The organism is Oscillibacter sp. 1-3 (assembly GCF_000403435.2).
In the GTDB taxonomy this organism is placed as follows: Bacteria; Bacillota; Clostridia; order Oscillospirales; family Oscillospiraceae; genus Oscillibacter.
Genome location: NZ_KE159709.1, coordinates 134,657 through 148,978, shown reverse-complemented (window position 1 = coordinate 148,978; position 14,322 = coordinate 134,657). Strand labels below are relative to the sequence as shown.

The window sequence follows — 14,322 nt, the reverse complement described above, 5'->3', positions numbered from 1 at the left end:
CCACCCTCCCCTCCGGCTCAAATGATAAGCCTTTAAGAGTTCGTCCTGTATCTGCGCAAACCGATTTAGGGTCTTGGTAATTTCACCGCCTTCCTGAACAGAATGGAATACAATGCCGCGCGGGGGCAATACAATTTTCCAATCAGTTCCCAGCAGGCGGTACTGTTACGGCTCAAGCGGGACAGATTCAGCACAACGAGGTTAGATACACTCCCGGCTATCACATCTTGAAGCATACGCCGGTATTCCGGGCGGTTAAAGGAAATTCCACTAACACCCCATTCGCAATAAAACTGCGGATTTTCAAGGTGATGGTCTGCGGCATATTGGGAGAGAGTTTCCATCTGGCATCTTCCGGCCAGGGTGTCCGCATTTGTCAAGTAATGGGCCATACGGCAATACAGAGCCGTGATTTTATTGGACTGCCTATCCATTTTGACCTCCGTTTCCGGCAGTCACCGCATTAAGTATCGGTTTTTTTGCACTATTATTATATCAAATATGCGGTGTTATGTCAAAAAATCACGATTTTTGACGGATATTATTTGCTTTAGTATTTGTGCCCAAAAGACACCGGATTTTATCAACTGCGGTGCTGCCTTTCTCTTGAGAATGGGAAGTCACGATATAAGTTGTGCTGCCAATCGTTCTCTCTATCTTCGCTGGCGGCTGCTGCACTTTGGCATCAGCCAGCTTATGGCGGGTGGCGGCGTTGCGCTGATCGGCATGACCCTTGTACCCCTGCTTTCCGGGCTGTTCGGCTAAGAAGCACGGGTAAGAGCCTATGCAGAGCATACTTGACGCGATCACGGAATGGATAAAGGAAATCCTCATAGGAGCCATTAACGGGAACCTGTCAACTATGTTCGGGGACGTAAACGAGAAAGTCGGCACAATCGCCGCAGAGGTAGGGCAGACCCCGCAGGGCTGGAACGCGGGCATTTTCAGCATGATACGCACGTTATCAGAGAATGTCATAGTCCCCATTGCAGGGCTTGTCATTACCTACGTCCTATGTGTGGAGCTAATCAGCATGGTAACGGAAAAGAACAATATGCACGACGATGTATGCTGTAAGCGATGTATTTCAAATGCATCAAATACAACGCACAGTCAGCTCATTTGCGGCACAAATGAAATGGCTGATGAAAGGACGGCTACATATGGTAGAATTGAGCTATATCAAAGTTGGAGATTACTACATCCCCAATCTGGTACTAGACCCCGAACCAGTAGAACCGCCTAAGACTGTAGGAAAGTATGGCAGTTTGCGGCGCACCTACTTGAAGCAGCACAAGCATGACCTGTGGCGAGAACTGGCAGGCAGCGGTAAGCTGACGGCTCACCTGTTGGAGATTGACCAGACTGCCAGCGAGTGGATGGACAGGATGCTCCCGCAGATGATGGAGGATGCTGGTGTAACCGAGGAATTGAAAGCCCGTGATCAAATGGCATGGGTGGGACTGGTAAATAGCTGTAAGGCTAGAGCAGAGGAAATTATTATATGATAAAATTTGCCGCGCCGGGCTTGTTATAGCGCGGCAAAAACCCGGTGCCAAAGTGCCAAAAACCACCAGGGAGAATTATAAAACCATGAGCAAGAACAAAGCACCAAAGTGTAAAATATGATGTATACACAGCAAGCCGGTTATTTGCCTCCGGGCATTAAGATGGCAAGTGATTTGGCGGCCCATATTGAAAATGTGCTGGCTCCAAAGGAATATGCGGTTATTTTGCACGACCAGGATATAAGCGAGGACGGAACGCCCGCAGAGGCACATCTTCATGCAATGCTGTGTTTCAGAAATGCCCGCTATCTCTCCGCAGTAGCCAAAGCGCTGGGTGATAAGGAGCAATATGTCCAAAAGTGGGACGGGGAAGCCAACAACGGCCATGCCTACTTGATACACGCGACCCGCAAGGCCCAAAAGGCGGGTAAACATCCGTATACCCGTGTGCTGTGGTTGCCAATTTCAATTTCCCCGAGCGCATGAAAGCGATTGTTACAGAGATCGAGCAGGCCAAAGCCGGGCATAACGCCTGTAATGTGGATGCTCTTTTAGATTTATTGTACATTGGCGGAACGACCAAGGCTGAAATTGAAAAGCAGTTGTCCGGCTCCCAATATGCCAAGTACCGCCGTCAGATTGAAGACGTGGACGCCAAGCGGCTGATAAAAGAGGCCGAAAAATGGCGGGCGGAAATGAAAGCGAAAAACGCTCAAATCCGGGTTATATGGATTTACGGCCCCTCTGGTACGGGCAAGACCAGTCTTGCCAAAGAGTACGCCCAGAAGAAAGGCGAGCCTTATTTTGTTTCCGGTTCCAGCCGCGATATTTTTCAGGGCTATAACGGAGAGCACACCCTGATTTTGGACGAGCTTCGACCTAGAGTAATCGCCTACTCGGATTTGCTGCGCATCCTTGACCCGCATGGCATTGACAATCGGGTGATGGCCCCTTGCCGCTATAATGACAAGCCCCTTGCCTGTGACTTGATTATCATCACCACTCCCTATATGCCGTCGGAATTTTACGGTGTTCAATTCCCCGCTGTTTTGGGGCCTAATGTCATAGATAGCCTCGACCAGCTTGCGCGGCGGATTTCTCTTACAATTGAGATGTCAGGGCGGACGATTAAGGCGATGCAATATCGCCCGCTCCCGTTCCAGACGACCAGTGGTTGGTACTGGGCCATTCCAGGTACGGAGCGTCCCAATCCATATTCTTCTCTGGCAAGACCCACGCCGCCTAACCAAGAGGAAGGTATTTACAATTCCATATTTGAAGATTGATTTTATAGGAGCCTTGAAGTGCATTTTTCAAAATCTGCGATTACCAACACAGATGATCTGCCCCTTGTGCTGACGGTTTCTGATGTTTCAAAAATCCTCGGCATCGGAAAGAATACCGCCTATGACTTTATCCGCAGCGGGGCCATCAAGAGTGTTCGGGTGGGGCGTCAAATCCGCGTCCCAAAGTCTGCGTTTTTAGAATTTCTATCATAATATTATCCAGAAAAGTTGATTATCCGCCACGTATGATGTATAATAATCTTAGTTTTTAGTACGTCTGCGTGGCGGATAAGGAGGATATATGCCACGCACAAAATCTATGGGCCGTGCCGCCAACGGTAACGGCACCATCCGCAAAAAGACCGTTACGAAAAATGGCAAGAAATATTCCTATTGGGAAGCCCGTGCTACGGTCGGTTATGACCTGGGGACCGGGAAACAGATTCAACGCTCCGTCACAGGAAAGACCCAAAAGGAGGTCCGGCAAAAGCTCTCGCAGATCGTTGTGGACCTGGACGAGGGAACCTATATTCAGCCCTCGAAGGAAACGGTTGGGGCGTGGCTGGACACTTGGGTTGATACATACGTCGTTCCGAATGTGAAGCCCTACACGGCGGATTCTTACCGCTCGATTTGTGAAAACCATGTGAAGCCCGCTCTTGGCAGGGTGAGGCTGGAACAGCTTACTACTCCTCAAATCCAGCAGTTCTATAATAAACTGCAACGGGAAAAGGGGCTGTCCGCAAAGACCATTAAAAATGTTCATGGGGCGCTTCACAAGGCTTTGAATCAGGCTGTTAAAATTGGTTCTATTCGCCACAATCCCGCCGATGCCTGTGACTTGCCGAAGGTGTATCAAAAGAAATCGCGCCCTTGGAACAGGAAGAAATCTCCCGGTTCCTGGAGGCGATTCAAGGGCACGCCTATGAATTGCTGTTCCTGGTCACTCTGTTCACCGGTATGCGGCAGGGGGAGGTCCTGGGCCTTACCTGGGACTGCGTAGACTTCCAGAGCAACACGCTTTACATCAACAAGCAGCTGCAAAAGAGCAAGAAAGTGGGCGGAGAATACCAGTTGATTCCCACGAAGAACGGCAAGGCCCGGCTGATTACCGTTGCGCCCTCCGTCATGGCGGCGTTGAAGCGGCAGAAGGTCAAACAGGCGCAAGCGCAATTGTGCGCCGGTCCCGCCTGGGAGAACAAAGAGGGGTTTGTATTCACAAATGCCCTGGGCGGACACCTGGCCCATTTCACGGTCTACAAGGAGTTCAAGAAAATCGTTTGCAGTATCGGCCTGGACAATGCCCGATTTCACGACCTGCGCCATTCCTACGCCGTGGCGGCAATCGAAAGCGGGGACGACATCAAGACCGTGCAGGGAAATTTGGGCCATGCCACCGCCGCCTTTACGCTGAATATCTACGCCCACACCACCCAAAAGATGCGCCAGCAGTCCGCCGACCGGATGGAGCGGTTTATTCAAGCGGTCTCAGGGGCCAAGTAGCAATCAGGGCATAATAAGGGAAAAAACAAAGAGAAAACCCTGGAACCATTGCAATTCCAAGGTTTTCTCTGGCGCGGAAGGAGGGATTTGAACCCTCGCGCCGGTTTTATCCAGCCTACTCCCTTAGCAGGGGAGCCCCTTCGGCCACTTGGGTACTTCCGCAGATCCATATGCACTTAAAAAAGTGGCGGAGAGAGTGGGATTCGAACCCACGGAGACTTGCGCCTCGCCGGTTTTCAAGACCGGTTCCTTCAACCACTCGGACATCTCTCCGTAGTTCCGTGAGTCCCGCCTCTCAAACACTTGAAATATGATACCACATGCCAAACCGGTTTGTCAACATGTTTATTGCGCTCCCTGTAAAATTCCTCCTATCTCCACTCCCTATCTGCCGGAACGGGGCGTAAAATACCACGTCCCCTCCGCCCGGCAGGCCCGCACGCCAAAAATCTGATCGATTTTCCCGTTCTCATACAGTACCTGAGGACTTGCGCACTGCACCAGCCGCCCCTTCTCCATCAAGGCCGTTTGGTGGCTGTATCCCAACGCCTGGGCCAGGTCGTGGAGCACCATGACGATGGTCTTCCCCCGGGTGTTCAGCGCCTGAATCAGCTCCAGCACCTCGAACTGACGGCCCAGATCCAGGTAGGTGGTGGGCTCGTCCAGGAAGATCACCTCTGTCTCCTGTGCCAGGGCCATGGCCAGATACACCCGCTGCCGCTCCCCGCCGGAGAGTTCCCGCAAGTCCCGGTTTGCCCAGGCGGACACGCCTGTGTCCTCCATGGCCTGCTCCACCGCCGCTTTGTCTCCGCTTCGCAGTTGGCGGGAGAGACCCAGGTGGGGAAAACGCCCGTGGGACACCAGCCCCCGCACCGTGATGGCGGGCACCGACCGCACCTGGGGCATAAAGGAAGCCGTCCTGGCGAACTCCCTGCGCCCGTATGCGGAGACCGGCCGTCCCGCCAGCAGGATCTCTCCGCCGTACAGGGGCAGCTGCCGCCCCGCCGCCCGCAGGAGGGTGGTCTTGCCGCAGCCGTTGGGACCAATCAGGGCGGTGATCTTTCCTCTGGAGATGCGGAAGGAGACGTCCCGCACCGCCGGAACGCCGTTGTACCCAGCTGTCACATGACAAAATTCAATCATAGACCCGCCCTTTCTTACGATGCAGCAGGAGATGCAGGAAAAACGGCCCGCCCAGCAGGGACATGACAATGCCCACCGGCAGTTCAAAGGGGGCGAACACCAGCCGCGCCGCCACGTCGCACAGCAATACAAAGCTGCCTCCCAGCAGAAACGCGGCAGGCAGCAGCCAGCGGTTGTCCCCGCCCACCAGCCGCCGGGCCATGTGGGGCACCAGCAGTCCCACAAATCCCAAAAGGCCGGAAAAGCTCACCGCCGCCCCCGCCAGCAGCGCCGCCGCCAGCACCGCCAAAAACCGGGTCCGGCCCACGTGGAGACCCAGGCCTGCGGCGCTCTCCTCCCCCAGCCGAAGCACGTCCAACTCCGCGGCGAGACCGGCGGCCAGCACCGCCCCCGCCGCTAAATACCAGCCGGCGGCCCGGACGGAGGCCAGCGTCACACCGCTGAAACCGCCCAGCATAAAAGCGGCGGCTCCCACCGCCGTATCCGGGTACAGCAGAGTCAGGGCATTGCTTCCGGCGGTCATCATGCTGCTGACCGCGATACCCGCCAGAATCAGCGTGGTGCGGGACAGCCCCGCCTTCGCCGCCAGAGCATAGATGAACAGCGCCGTACCCATCGCCCCCAGAAAGGAGGAAAGAGGCACCAGACCTGCCGCTTCGGGGGCCAGGGAGGCCGCCAGCAGAGCGGCAAAGCCCGCTCCGGCGTTGACGCCGATGACGTTGGGGCTGGCCATGGCGTTGTTCAATACCGCCTGAATCAGCGCTCCCGCCAGGGCCAGGGCGCCGCCTGCCAGACCCGCCGCCAAGGTGCGGGGAATGCGGACGTGGAGCAGGATGCGCAGCGCCGGGTTGTCGGGGTCGCCCCGGCGAAGAGCCGCCAGCAGCTCCCCCAGAGGAATATCCTGACTGCCGCACCGCAGGCTCAGCGCCGCCGCGGCCCACAGGGCGGCAGCCAGCAGCGCCAGCAGCACCGCCCGCTCCCTGCTAGATTTTGCCGGCAAGCTCCGGATACAGAATTTCCGCGAGATAGGCATAGCTCTCCCCCCAGCGCGCGTTGGGCTTGTAATGGAACAGCTCCTTGGGCAGCAGCACATAGCGGCCGTTTTTCACAGCGCTGAGCCCCGCCCAGGCAGGACTCTCCTCAAAGGTCTCGGTCATGAATGCCAAAGCCTTGTCCTCCGCCCCCATGGTGGTGATAAAGATGAATTCCGGATCGGCAGCGATAACCTCCTCCATGCTCACGTCCTCCAGCATGCTCTCGTAGCGGTCCACCAGATTGTCCGCCCCCAGGTCCCGCAGGATCACGCCCGCCAGATTGTCGTCTCCCTTGGCCTTGGCCCCGGTGGAGTAGGCCCGGATCAACAGCGCCGTGGGGCCCGTTTTTCCCTCCACTGACGCCAAAATGGCGTCAATCTGTTCCCGTACCGCAAGGCCGTTTTCCTCATACAGGTCCTCCCGGCCCGTCAGGAGACAGAACTGTTTCAGCATGGCCAGATAGTCCGCGAAGGCGTCCACCCGGTAGTAGGCGTGGGGAACCTCCGCCGCCGCCAGGGCGCCGTGGAGCTTCACCTGGCCAGCCACATCCGCGGAGAGGATCACAAAGTCCGGAGACAGGGCCAGAACCTCCTCCAGGCTGGGCTCCTTCACCGTGCCCACCACGGCCACGTCCTCTCCCAGCTCCAGTCCCCGCTCACTGACGGCGTCCTCCGTGGTCCCCACAAGGGTTCCGCCGGCCAGCAGCCACGTCTCTGCAAAGCTGCCGTAGAGAGATACCACCCGGTCCCAGCGCTCCAGAGTCACCTCATGGTCCAGCACATCGGTGAAGGTAACGGCCGCCGGCGGGGGCGGCTGGACCGCGTCCGCCGCAGCGCCGTCTGCCGGAGGCGCGGCGGTACAGCCCGCAAGAAGGAACGCCGCCAGAGCGGCAGACGATATTTTCAAACTGTGCTTTATATTCATATCATTTTTCACCTCTATTATAAAATAAACAAAAAACAGTTGTTACAAACCGCTTTCTATGGTAAACTAGCGGATGAAATCACAGCCGGGACCTCTCCCGGCACGGGAGGAATACGACCATGAAAACCATCCAACCCGAAACCTGGAAACAGGACCTGCCCGCCTTCCGGGAGAAGACCGCCGCCTTTTACGCCGGAGAACTGGACAAGGCCGCCTACAAGGGCTTCTCCGGCCTCTACGGCAGCTACGCCCAGAAAGGCGGCCAGGCCAGCATGCTCCGCCTGCGGATGACCGCTGGCCGGGTGACGCCGGAGAAGCTGGCCTTCACCGCCAGGGCCATCCGAAAGCACAAGATCACCCGGGTCCACTTCACCACCTGCCAGACCATCCAGCTCCACGACCTGGACGGCCAGACCGCCGGGGACATCATGGAGGCCGCTCTGGACGCCGGCATCGTCACCATGGGCGGCGGCGGAGACTATCCCCGAAACGTCATGTGTTCCCCCCTCTCCGGCACGGAAAAGGATGAGTATTTCGATGTCCTGCCCTGGGCGGAGGCCGCCGGGGAGTACCTGATGACCTTCATCAAGGCGGAGAAGATGCCTCGGAAATTGAAGGTGGGCTTCTCCAGCTCCCCCAAAAACGTCACCCATTCCACCTACCGGGACCTGGGCTTCGCCGCCCGGCCCGACGGAAAATTCGACGTGTACAGCGCCGGAGGCCTGGGAAACAACCCCCGGTTCGGCGTCAAGACGGCGGAGGCAGTGGAACCCGGCAAGATTCTCTACTATATCAAGGCCATGTGGCTGACCTTCCTGGCCCACGGCAACTATGAAAACCGCGGCAAAGCCCGCACCCGCTATATGCAGGAGGCCTGCGGCGGGCCGGAGGCCTACGTGAAAGCCTACCGGGAAAAACTGGCGAAGGTCTTCGCCTCCGGTGAAAACCTGGATCTGGACCTCCATCCCGCCCCTCTGGAGAAGGCCGGGGACGGCTCCGTGGTCTCCGGCCCCCGGGTGCTGGAGCAGAGGCAGGAGGGCCTTTACACCGTAGTCTGGCACCCCATCGGCGGCCAGCCGGACCCGGCGGTGCTCTGCGCCGTCAGCGATGCCCTGGAGAAGATGCCCGGGGCGGAGCTGCGCCTCTCCCCCGACGAGACCGCCTATCTCGTTAATCTCAACGGCGCCGAGACCCGGACCATGCTGGACCTGACCCACGAGAGCGCCAGGACCCTCTTCGAGTCCTCCGTCAGCTGCATCGGCGGCACTGTCTGCCAGGTGGGCACCCGGGACTCCCAGGGCCTGCTGGCGGCCTGCGTGACGGCGGTGCAGAAGGCGGGTCTCCCGGACGGAGCCCTGCCTCAAATCCACATCTCCGGCTGTCCCTCCTCCTGCGGCACCCATCAGACCGGCAGCCTGGGCTTCCGGGGGGCGTCCAAGCTGGTGGACGGCAAGCCCCGGTCCGCCTTCACCCTGTTCGTCGGCGGAGATGACCGCCAAGGCTGCGAGGCCATGGGCCGGGAGCTGGGGGTCATGCTGGAGGAGCGCATTCCCGGTTTTCTGACGGAGGTGGGCAGGGCCGCGGCCGCGCAGGGCTTTGCCGCGTGGCGGGAGGCGGAGCCCGCCGCCCTGGAGGAAATCGCCGCCAGGTATCTCGCCTGATGATACCATATTCTCTCATCAATTTCCAGCGGTAATTTTCCGGGCCTGCTCAGGCCTTGTTTGAAAATAGCAAAATGCCGTCTTGACACATCTTTTTCCTCTGAGACGGCGCTGCTTCGTTCTGCAATCCGTCATTCCACCGGCGGCGCGCCTTTTCCGGCGCGCCGCCGGTCCTCTATTTTCCGGTAAAGCTGTAAAAACACCGTTGCTTTTTCCTCTTTTTTCCGCTATACTCAAAAAGAGCAGAATCCCACCGACCCGCCGCCGTTTTCCGCCCGTGAAAAACGGCGGCTTTATCAAAAAGGAGGTGCCCCTTTGGAGCGTTACAAGCGCGTCCGGGAGGAGATCTGCGGCGTCTGCCGTCTCCTCTATCAGCGGGGATATGTGGTCAGCAACGACGGCAACGTCTCCGTCCGGGTGGAGGCGGACAGGGTCCTCGTCACCCCCTCCGGGGTGGGCAAGGGCCGCATGACGCCGGATATGCCGGTGCTGTGCGATCTGGAGGGCCATGTCCTGGAGGGCGACCGCCACCCCTCCTCTGAGAGCAAAATGCACCTGATGGTCTACCGGGAGCGGCCCGACGTCCAGGCTGTGGTCCACGCCCATCCGCCCTTCTCCACCGCTCGGGCCGTCTGCCGCCGCCCCCTGACGGAGCGGTATCTGGCGGAGACGGTCCTGGGATTGGGGGAGATCCCCGTCACGGAGTTCGCCATGCTCTCCACCGACGAGGTGCCAAACAGCGTCCGTCCCTTTGTCCGCACGCACAATGCGGTGCTGCTGGCCAACCACGGCTCCCTGGCCTGGGGACCCGACCTTCTCTCCGCCTTTGACCGGCTGGAGGTGGTGGAGCAGACCGCAAAAATCCACTTTCTCGTGGACCGCATGGGCGGCGGAGCGGAGATTACGCCGGATCAGGCGGAGACCCTGCGTTCCATGAGCGGTTTTTACCAAAAATTAGCAAAAAAGCGAAGCTGAGACCAAGTGAAGATTGGAGTGATTCCCGTGAACACGGAACTCAGGCAGGTGACCCACATCGACAACGTCCGCCTGGGCGAGGACGAAAAAAGCGTGGTCATCATTGACCAGACCCAGCTGCCAAACCGCACCGTGTACCGGACCCTGCGCACGGCGGAGGAGATGTTCGACGCCATCCGCCTCCTCCAGGTCCGGGGTGCCCCGGCCATCGGCATCTGCGCCGCATACAGCATCTATGCCCTGGCCCGCCAGTGGGAGACCGGGGATTATGACGCCTTCGCGGAGCGGTTCCACGCCGCGAAGGAATATCTGAACGCCTCCCGGCCCACCGCCGTAAACCTTAGCTGGGCCCTTGGCCGCATGGAGGGCGCAGTGACTGCCCACGCCAAAAGCCCTGTGGAGGAGATCCTGAATCTCCTGGGCCGGGAGTGCCGGGCAATCCATGAGGAGGACATCGCCATGTGCCGGGCCATCTCCGAGCACGGCCTGGGCCTCATCCGGGACGGAGACGGCATCCTCACCCACTGCAACGCCGGTCCCCTGGCCACCTCCCGGTACGGCACGGCTCTGGGCCCCCTGTTTCTGGGCCGGGAGCGGGGCATGAACTTCCGCGTCTTCTCCGACGAGACACGGCCTCTGCTCCAGGGAGCCCGCCTCACCTCCTACGAATTGCAAAGGGCCGGCATTGACGTCACGCTGATCTGCGACAACATGGCCTCCATCGTCATGAAAAACGGCTGGGTCCAGGCCTGCTTTGTGGGCTGTGACCGGGTGGCCGCCAACGGCGACGCCGCCAACAAGATCGGCACCAGCGGCGTGGCCATTCTGGCGAAGCACTACGGCATCCCCTTCTATGTCCTGGGGCCAACCTCCACCGTCGACCTCAGCTGCCCCGACGGGGACCACATCCCCATCGAGCTGCGAAGCCCGGACGAGATCCGGGAGATGTGGTATGCGGAGCCCATGGCCCTGCCCGAGGTCAAGTGCTACAACCCAGCCTTCGACGTCACGGACCACACGCTGATCGCCGGCATCGTCACGGAGAAGGGGATTTGCCGCCCGCCGTACACAAAGAGCCTGGCCGCTCTCTTCCGGGACCGTGAATAAACGTATATTCCGCTCATTTCATTGCGTATAATACCGCTGAAAAATTACGATTCGGCATCGCCGCCGGTCTTTGGACCAGCTTGAAAGAAATCCGATTTTTTGAGAAAGGACAAACTGTTATGACAAAAAGCTCTATCTCCGCCAGCATCAGCGTCACCGACGCCGAGATCGCCAAGATTGTCCTCATGCCCGGCGACCCTCTGCGGGCCAAGCACGTGGCGGAGCGGTACCTGGAAAATCCCGTCTGCTTCAACACCGTCCGCAATATGCTGGGCTACACCGGCACCTATAAGGGCCGGCAGGTCTCCGTCATGGGCCACGGCATGGGCGTGCCCTCTATGGGCATCTACGCCACCGAGCTCTATACCCAGTTCGGCGTGGAGTCCATCATCCGCATCGGCTCCGCCGGGGGGCTGTGCGAGCAGGTGAAGCTGCGGGACGTCATCATCGCCATGGCTGCCTCCACCAACTCCAACTACGGCGCCGCCTTTGCCTTCCCGGGGATTTTCACCCCCGTGGCAAACTACGAGATGCTGGCGGACGCCGTGGAGGCCGCCAAAACCCTGGGCGTCCCCGCCCAGGTGGGCAGCGTCTTCACCAGCGACCACTTCTACCACCCCTCCCCGGACGTCAATAAGCAGGCCCGAGACCTGGGTCTGCTGGCGGTGGAGATGGAGACCGCCGGCCTCTACTGGATCGCCTCCGCCTTCCACAAGCGGGCGCTGAGCCTTCTCACCATCTCCGACCATCTCTTCACCGGCGAGGCCCTCTCCGCAGAGGACCGGCAGGAGTCCTTCCACGAGATGATGGAGGTGGCACTGGAGACCGCCTGGAAGTGGGCTGAATAAGGAAGAAAAAATCCCGGAAGGACCGTGGTCCTTCCGGGATTTTTTCTGCTACGCCGTATAGGGTTCGGATATGTCCACGCTTCCATAGCGCTCTTCAAACTCCCCGTCCACCAGGAAGCGCACCTCGCTCACCGCGTCCAAGGAGCAGAGGGATTGGCTCAGGGACCGGAGGGCCGTGCCCAGGGGCTGGTCCTCCGCCAGCCCCCCCAGCAGCGCCGAGGAGAGATTTACATAGCAGGTGTCGTCCTCCTGCCATACGCTCCGCACCCGGAACCCCTCCGGCAGGGCGGTGGTAAGACTCTTGGTCTCCGGCGCGCCCTCCAGCGCCCGGATCACGGAGGCGACCTGGGTATCCCCCTCGTAGAGATCCAGGGTCCGCCGCTCCTCCGCCAGCTCCCCCGCCTCGTTCAGGAAGTACAGCACCGCCTCCACGGTGCCCACCACGTCCTCCTCAGAGGACAGCAGCACGTCCCGGGCGGTGAAGACCTGCTTGTCCCGGTAGGCCAGCTCCTGGCCCTGGACGGTGATCTTCACGGAGGTGATCTCCGGCAGCTGGGTCAGTGTCAGCGTCACGGCGTAGTCCGCCATGGTCAGGCGCACGCCGGAGAGGGTGCTGTATGCCGCGGAGAAGTCCACCAGCGCCTGGCTTCCCTCAACCTTGGCCGACAGCAGCGTGGTGCTGGCGGGCAGGGTCCCCCGCAGGAGCTCGTTTTGGGGGCCCTCCAACAGCCCCGCCAGCAGGGCCTCCACCGCCCCCTGGGTGTCCAGGCCCTCCGCCAGCTCCACTGTCTCCGTGCGGAATACGTCGCCGCCGGAGGAGGCCGAAAGATCCTCCTCCCGGAAATAGAGCTGGTAGCTGTTCTCCGCCGCCTCGCTCTCCATCGGAGCGCAGGCCGCGCAGAGCATCGCCAGCAGTATGCCGCCCCAAAGCAGCACAACCTTCCCCCTCACGGCTGCTCACCTTCTTTCGCATAGGGCCAGCGGACGGTAAACACCGCGCCGCCGCCGGGCCGGTTGGCGGCCTCCACGGTGCCGCCCCGCTTTTCCATGGTGTCCTGGACGATAGACAGCCCCAGTCCCGTTCCGCCGGCGGCCCGGGAGCGGGCCTTGTCCACCCGGTAGAATCGCTGGAAGATCCGGGGCAGATCCTCCTCCGGAATGCCCGCGCCGTTGTCCGCCACCTCCAGCACCACCTGCTCGCTGCGCCACCGCAGGGACACCTGGACGGCTCCGCCGGCGGCGGAGTACTTCACCGCGTTGTCCACCAGGTTGTAGATCACCTGATGAATCTCGTCCCTGGCGGCCAGCACCGTACAGCCCTCCGCCGCATCGTAAGTCAGCTCCACGCCCTTCTCCTGGGCAACCAGATTCATCATCCGCATCACCTGCTCCAAAACCGGCAGCACGTCCACCAGCTCCGGCTTGCCCACGGCGCCGCTGTCCAGCTGCGTCAGGCGCAAAAGATCCTCCGTAATCCGGGCCAGCCGCTCCACCTCCTGGCCGATGTCGGAGACAAACTCCCGGGTGATGGCCGGGTCGATGTCCTCTGTTTGTAAAATAGAGTCCGTCAAAAGCCGGATGGCCGCCAGAGGCGTCTTGAGCTCATGGGAGGCGTCGGAGACAAACCGCCGCCGGGCGCTCTCCGTGGTCTGGAGGCGGTCCGTCAGACTGTTGAACTCCTGGGCGATCTGGGCAATCTCGTCCTTTCCACGGATGTCCGCCCGGTGGCTGTACGCTCCCGCCCGCACCTGGCGGATGGCGGTCAGCAGGCGGCCGATCTTCTGGGTCAGCGCCCGGGAGAGCACCATGCTCAGCACCAGCACCACCACGGCGATCACGCCGGACAGCCGCAGCAGGTTCCCCTGGAGCCCCGCCAGCAGGGCGGCCTGCTCCGTGTCGTACTCATAGGCGTATACCGCGCCGATGATCTGGTTACGGTACAGCACCGGCGAGGCCGCCCTGCTGCGAAAGGCCCCTCTGCCGTAGGTACAGGTGAAGGCATCGTTGCCCAGCAGGGCCTGGACGATCTCCGTGTACAGCCCGTACTCCCCGATGGCGCCGCCGGTCTCCCGGGTGTCGTAGAGAATCCGGCCCAGGCTGTTGGTCACCAGCACCCGGGACAGGCTGGACTCCTCCACCACCGCCATAGCCGCCGCCACATTCTCCTCCGTCAGCTGGTCCAGGCCGGAGAGGGAGTACACGATGACGGACACGCTGCTTTGCAGCGTGGTCTCCTTGGAGCGGAACACCAGGTCCTCCGACACCATCAGAGGGTAGGTGTTCAAAAGCAGCAGCACACCGGCGATGACGGCGATGTAGCTCAGGCCGAACCG

The 14,322-nt window shown here is 60.1% G+C and carries 16 protein-coding genes, 2 tRNA genes and 2 pseudogenes; 12 read left to right on the top strand and 8 right to left on the bottom strand.

Features of this window, described 5'->3' with window-relative positions:
• Positions 1–65 precede the first annotated feature (65 nt).
• A complete protein-coding gene (locus tag C816_RS25675) occupies positions 66–344 on the bottom strand; it encodes a recombinase family protein (RefSeq protein WP_371254389.1) in 279 nt (92 codons plus the stop codon).
• 337 nt (positions 345–681) lie between these two features.
• On the opposite strand from C816_RS25675, the pseudogene C816_RS24990 reads away from it, so the two are divergent.
• The 8 genes and pseudogenes from C816_RS24990 to C816_RS24980 form a co-directional block, all read left to right on the top strand.
• Positions 682–765, top strand: a pseudogene (locus tag C816_RS24990) (Maff2 family mobile element protein); the annotation flags it as partial.
• Positions 766–784: 19 nt separating this feature from the next.
• Positions 785–1,063: pseudogene (locus C816_RS22795) on the top strand (VirB6/TrbL-like conjugal transfer protein, CD1112 family); the annotation flags it as partial.
• A gap of 100 nt (positions 1,064–1,163) precedes the next feature.
• The gene (locus C816_RS13335; RefSeq protein WP_016322923.1) at positions 1,164–1,508 is read left to right on the top strand and encodes a TnpV protein; all 345 of its coding nucleotides are present in this window, start codon (positions 1,164–1,166) and stop codon (positions 1,506–1,508) included.
• Between the two features lie 117 nt (positions 1,509–1,625).
• Complete coding sequence (locus C816_RS22790; RefSeq protein WP_016322922.1) at positions 1,626–1,994, top strand: Rep family protein; 369 nt, start codon at positions 1,626–1,628, stop codon at positions 1,992–1,994.
• Positions 1,991–2,794 carry an AAA family ATPase gene (locus tag C816_RS13330; RefSeq protein ID WP_016322921.1) on the top strand — a complete coding sequence of 268 codons (804 nt, stop codon included), beginning with the start codon at positions 1,991–1,993 and terminating at the stop codon, positions 2,792–2,794. Before C816_RS22790 ends, C816_RS13330 begins: the two co-directional genes overlap by 4 nt.
• Before the next feature lie 18 nt (positions 2,795–2,812).
• Positions 2,813–3,007 carry a helix-turn-helix domain-containing protein gene (locus C816_RS22785; protein ID WP_016322920.1) on the top strand — a complete coding sequence of 65 codons (195 nt, stop codon included), beginning with the start codon at positions 2,813–2,815 and terminating at the stop codon, positions 3,005–3,007.
• An 88-nt stretch (positions 3,008–3,095) separates the two neighbouring features.
• On the top strand, positions 3,096–3,797 hold the full coding sequence (gene xerC / locus C816_RS24985; RefSeq protein ID WP_016322919.1) for a site-specific integrase: 702 nt from the start codon (positions 3,096–3,098) through the stop codon (positions 3,795–3,797).
• Positions 3,725–4,297, top strand: a complete 573-nt coding sequence (locus tag C816_RS24980) for a site-specific integrase (protein WP_242832199.1) — start codon at positions 3,725–3,727, stop codon at positions 4,295–4,297. Before xerC ends, C816_RS24980 begins: the two co-directional genes overlap by 73 nt.
• A gap of 69 nt (positions 4,298–4,366) precedes the next feature.
• On the opposite strand, the gene C816_RS13320 is transcribed toward C816_RS24980, so the two are convergent.
• From C816_RS13320 to C816_RS13300, 5 genes are all read right to left on the bottom strand, one after another.
• Positions 4,367–4,459 (bottom strand) — tRNA-Ser (locus tag C816_RS13320).
• Positions 4,460–4,482: 23 nt separating this feature from the next.
• A tRNA-Ser gene (locus C816_RS13315) sits at positions 4,483–4,570 on the bottom strand.
• Positions 4,571–4,681: 111 nt separating this feature from the next.
• Positions 4,682–5,440, bottom strand: coding sequence for an ABC transporter ATP-binding protein (locus tag C816_RS13310; RefSeq protein WP_016322917.1), 759 nt, complete (start codon positions 5,438–5,440; stop codon positions 4,682–4,684).
• Positions 5,433–6,440 (bottom strand): FecCD family ABC transporter permease, encoded by a 1,008-nt coding sequence (locus tag C816_RS13305; protein ID WP_040655774.1) that lies wholly within the window; start codon positions 6,438–6,440, stop codon positions 5,433–5,435. Before C816_RS13305 ends, C816_RS13310 begins: the two co-directional genes overlap by 8 nt.
• Positions 6,424–7,398, bottom strand: a complete 975-nt coding sequence (locus C816_RS13300) for an ABC transporter substrate-binding protein (RefSeq protein WP_016322915.1) — start codon at positions 7,396–7,398, stop codon at positions 6,424–6,426. Before C816_RS13300 ends, C816_RS13305 begins: the two co-directional genes overlap by 17 nt.
• A gap of 119 nt (positions 7,399–7,517) precedes the next feature.
• Between C816_RS13300 and C816_RS13295 the strand changes: the two genes are divergently transcribed.
• The 4 genes from C816_RS13295 (at position 7,518) to deoD (ending at position 11,989) form a co-directional block, all read left to right on the top strand.
• The gene (locus C816_RS13295; protein WP_016322914.1) at positions 7,518–9,059 is read left to right on the top strand and encodes a nitrite/sulfite reductase; all 1,542 of its coding nucleotides are present in this window, start codon (positions 7,518–7,520) and stop codon (positions 9,057–9,059) included.
• A 315-nt stretch (positions 9,060–9,374) separates the two neighbouring features.
• The gene (locus C816_RS13290; RefSeq protein ID WP_016322913.1) at positions 9,375–10,034 is read left to right on the top strand and encodes a class II aldolase/adducin family protein; all 660 of its coding nucleotides are present in this window, start codon (positions 9,375–9,377) and stop codon (positions 10,032–10,034) included.
• 27 nt (positions 10,035–10,061) lie between these two features.
• Entirely contained in the window at positions 10,062–11,141 is a 1,080-nt protein-coding gene (gene mtnA, locus C816_RS13285) for an S-methyl-5-thioribose-1-phosphate isomerase (protein ID WP_040655638.1), read from the top strand.
• Positions 11,142–11,260: 119 nt separating this feature from the next.
• Positions 11,261–11,989, top strand: coding sequence for a purine-nucleoside phosphorylase (deoD, locus tag C816_RS13280; RefSeq protein WP_016322911.1), 729 nt, complete (start codon positions 11,261–11,263; stop codon positions 11,987–11,989).
• A gap of 48 nt (positions 11,990–12,037) precedes the next feature.
• On the opposite strand, the gene C816_RS13275 is transcribed toward deoD, so the two are convergent.
• Both C816_RS13275 and C816_RS13270 read right to left on the bottom strand, forming a co-directional pair.
• Positions 12,038–12,940 (bottom strand): GerMN domain-containing protein, encoded by a 903-nt coding sequence (locus C816_RS13275; RefSeq protein ID WP_016322910.1) that lies wholly within the window; start codon positions 12,938–12,940, stop codon positions 12,038–12,040.
• The gene (locus C816_RS13270) at positions 12,937–14,286 is read right to left on the bottom strand and encodes a sensor histidine kinase (protein WP_016322909.1); all 1,350 of its coding nucleotides are present in this window, start codon (positions 14,284–14,286) and stop codon (positions 12,937–12,939) included. Before C816_RS13270 ends, C816_RS13275 begins: the two co-directional genes overlap by 4 nt.
• Positions 14,287–14,322 lie beyond the last annotated feature (36 nt).

What these genes read in the sequence shown, in the direction of transcription:
- C816_RS25675 (WP_371254389.1), bottom strand. Translation starts at nt 344, where the DNA reads ATGGAAACTCTCTCCCAATATGCCGCAGACCATCACCTTGAAAATCCG.
- C816_RS13335 (WP_016322923.1), top strand. Translation starts at nt 1,164, where the DNA reads ATGGTAGAATTGAGCTATATCAAAGTTGGAGATTACTACATCCCCAAT.
- C816_RS22790 (WP_016322922.1), top strand. Translation starts at nt 1,626, where the DNA reads ATGATGTATACACAGCAAGCCGGTTATTTGCCTCCGGGCATTAAGATG.
- C816_RS13330 (WP_016322921.1), top strand. Translation starts at nt 1,991, where the DNA reads ATGAAAGCGATTGTTACAGAGATCGAGCAGGCCAAAGCCGGGCATAAC.
- xerC (WP_016322919.1), top strand. Translation starts at nt 3,096, where the DNA reads ATGCCACGCACAAAATCTATGGGCCGTGCCGCCAACGGTAACGGCACC.
- C816_RS13310 (WP_016322917.1), bottom strand. Translation starts at nt 5,440, where the DNA reads ATGATTGAATTTTGTCATGTGACAGCTGGGTACAACGGCGTTCCGGCG.
- C816_RS13300 (WP_016322915.1), bottom strand. Translation starts at nt 7,398, where the DNA reads ATGAATATAAAGCACAGTTTGAAAATATCGTCTGCCGCTCTGGCGGCG.
- C816_RS13295 (WP_016322914.1), top strand. Translation starts at nt 7,518, where the DNA reads ATGAAAACCATCCAACCCGAAACCTGGAAACAGGACCTGCCCGCCTTC.
- deoD (WP_016322911.1), top strand. Translation starts at nt 11,261, where the DNA reads ATGACAAAAAGCTCTATCTCCGCCAGCATCAGCGTCACCGACGCCGAG.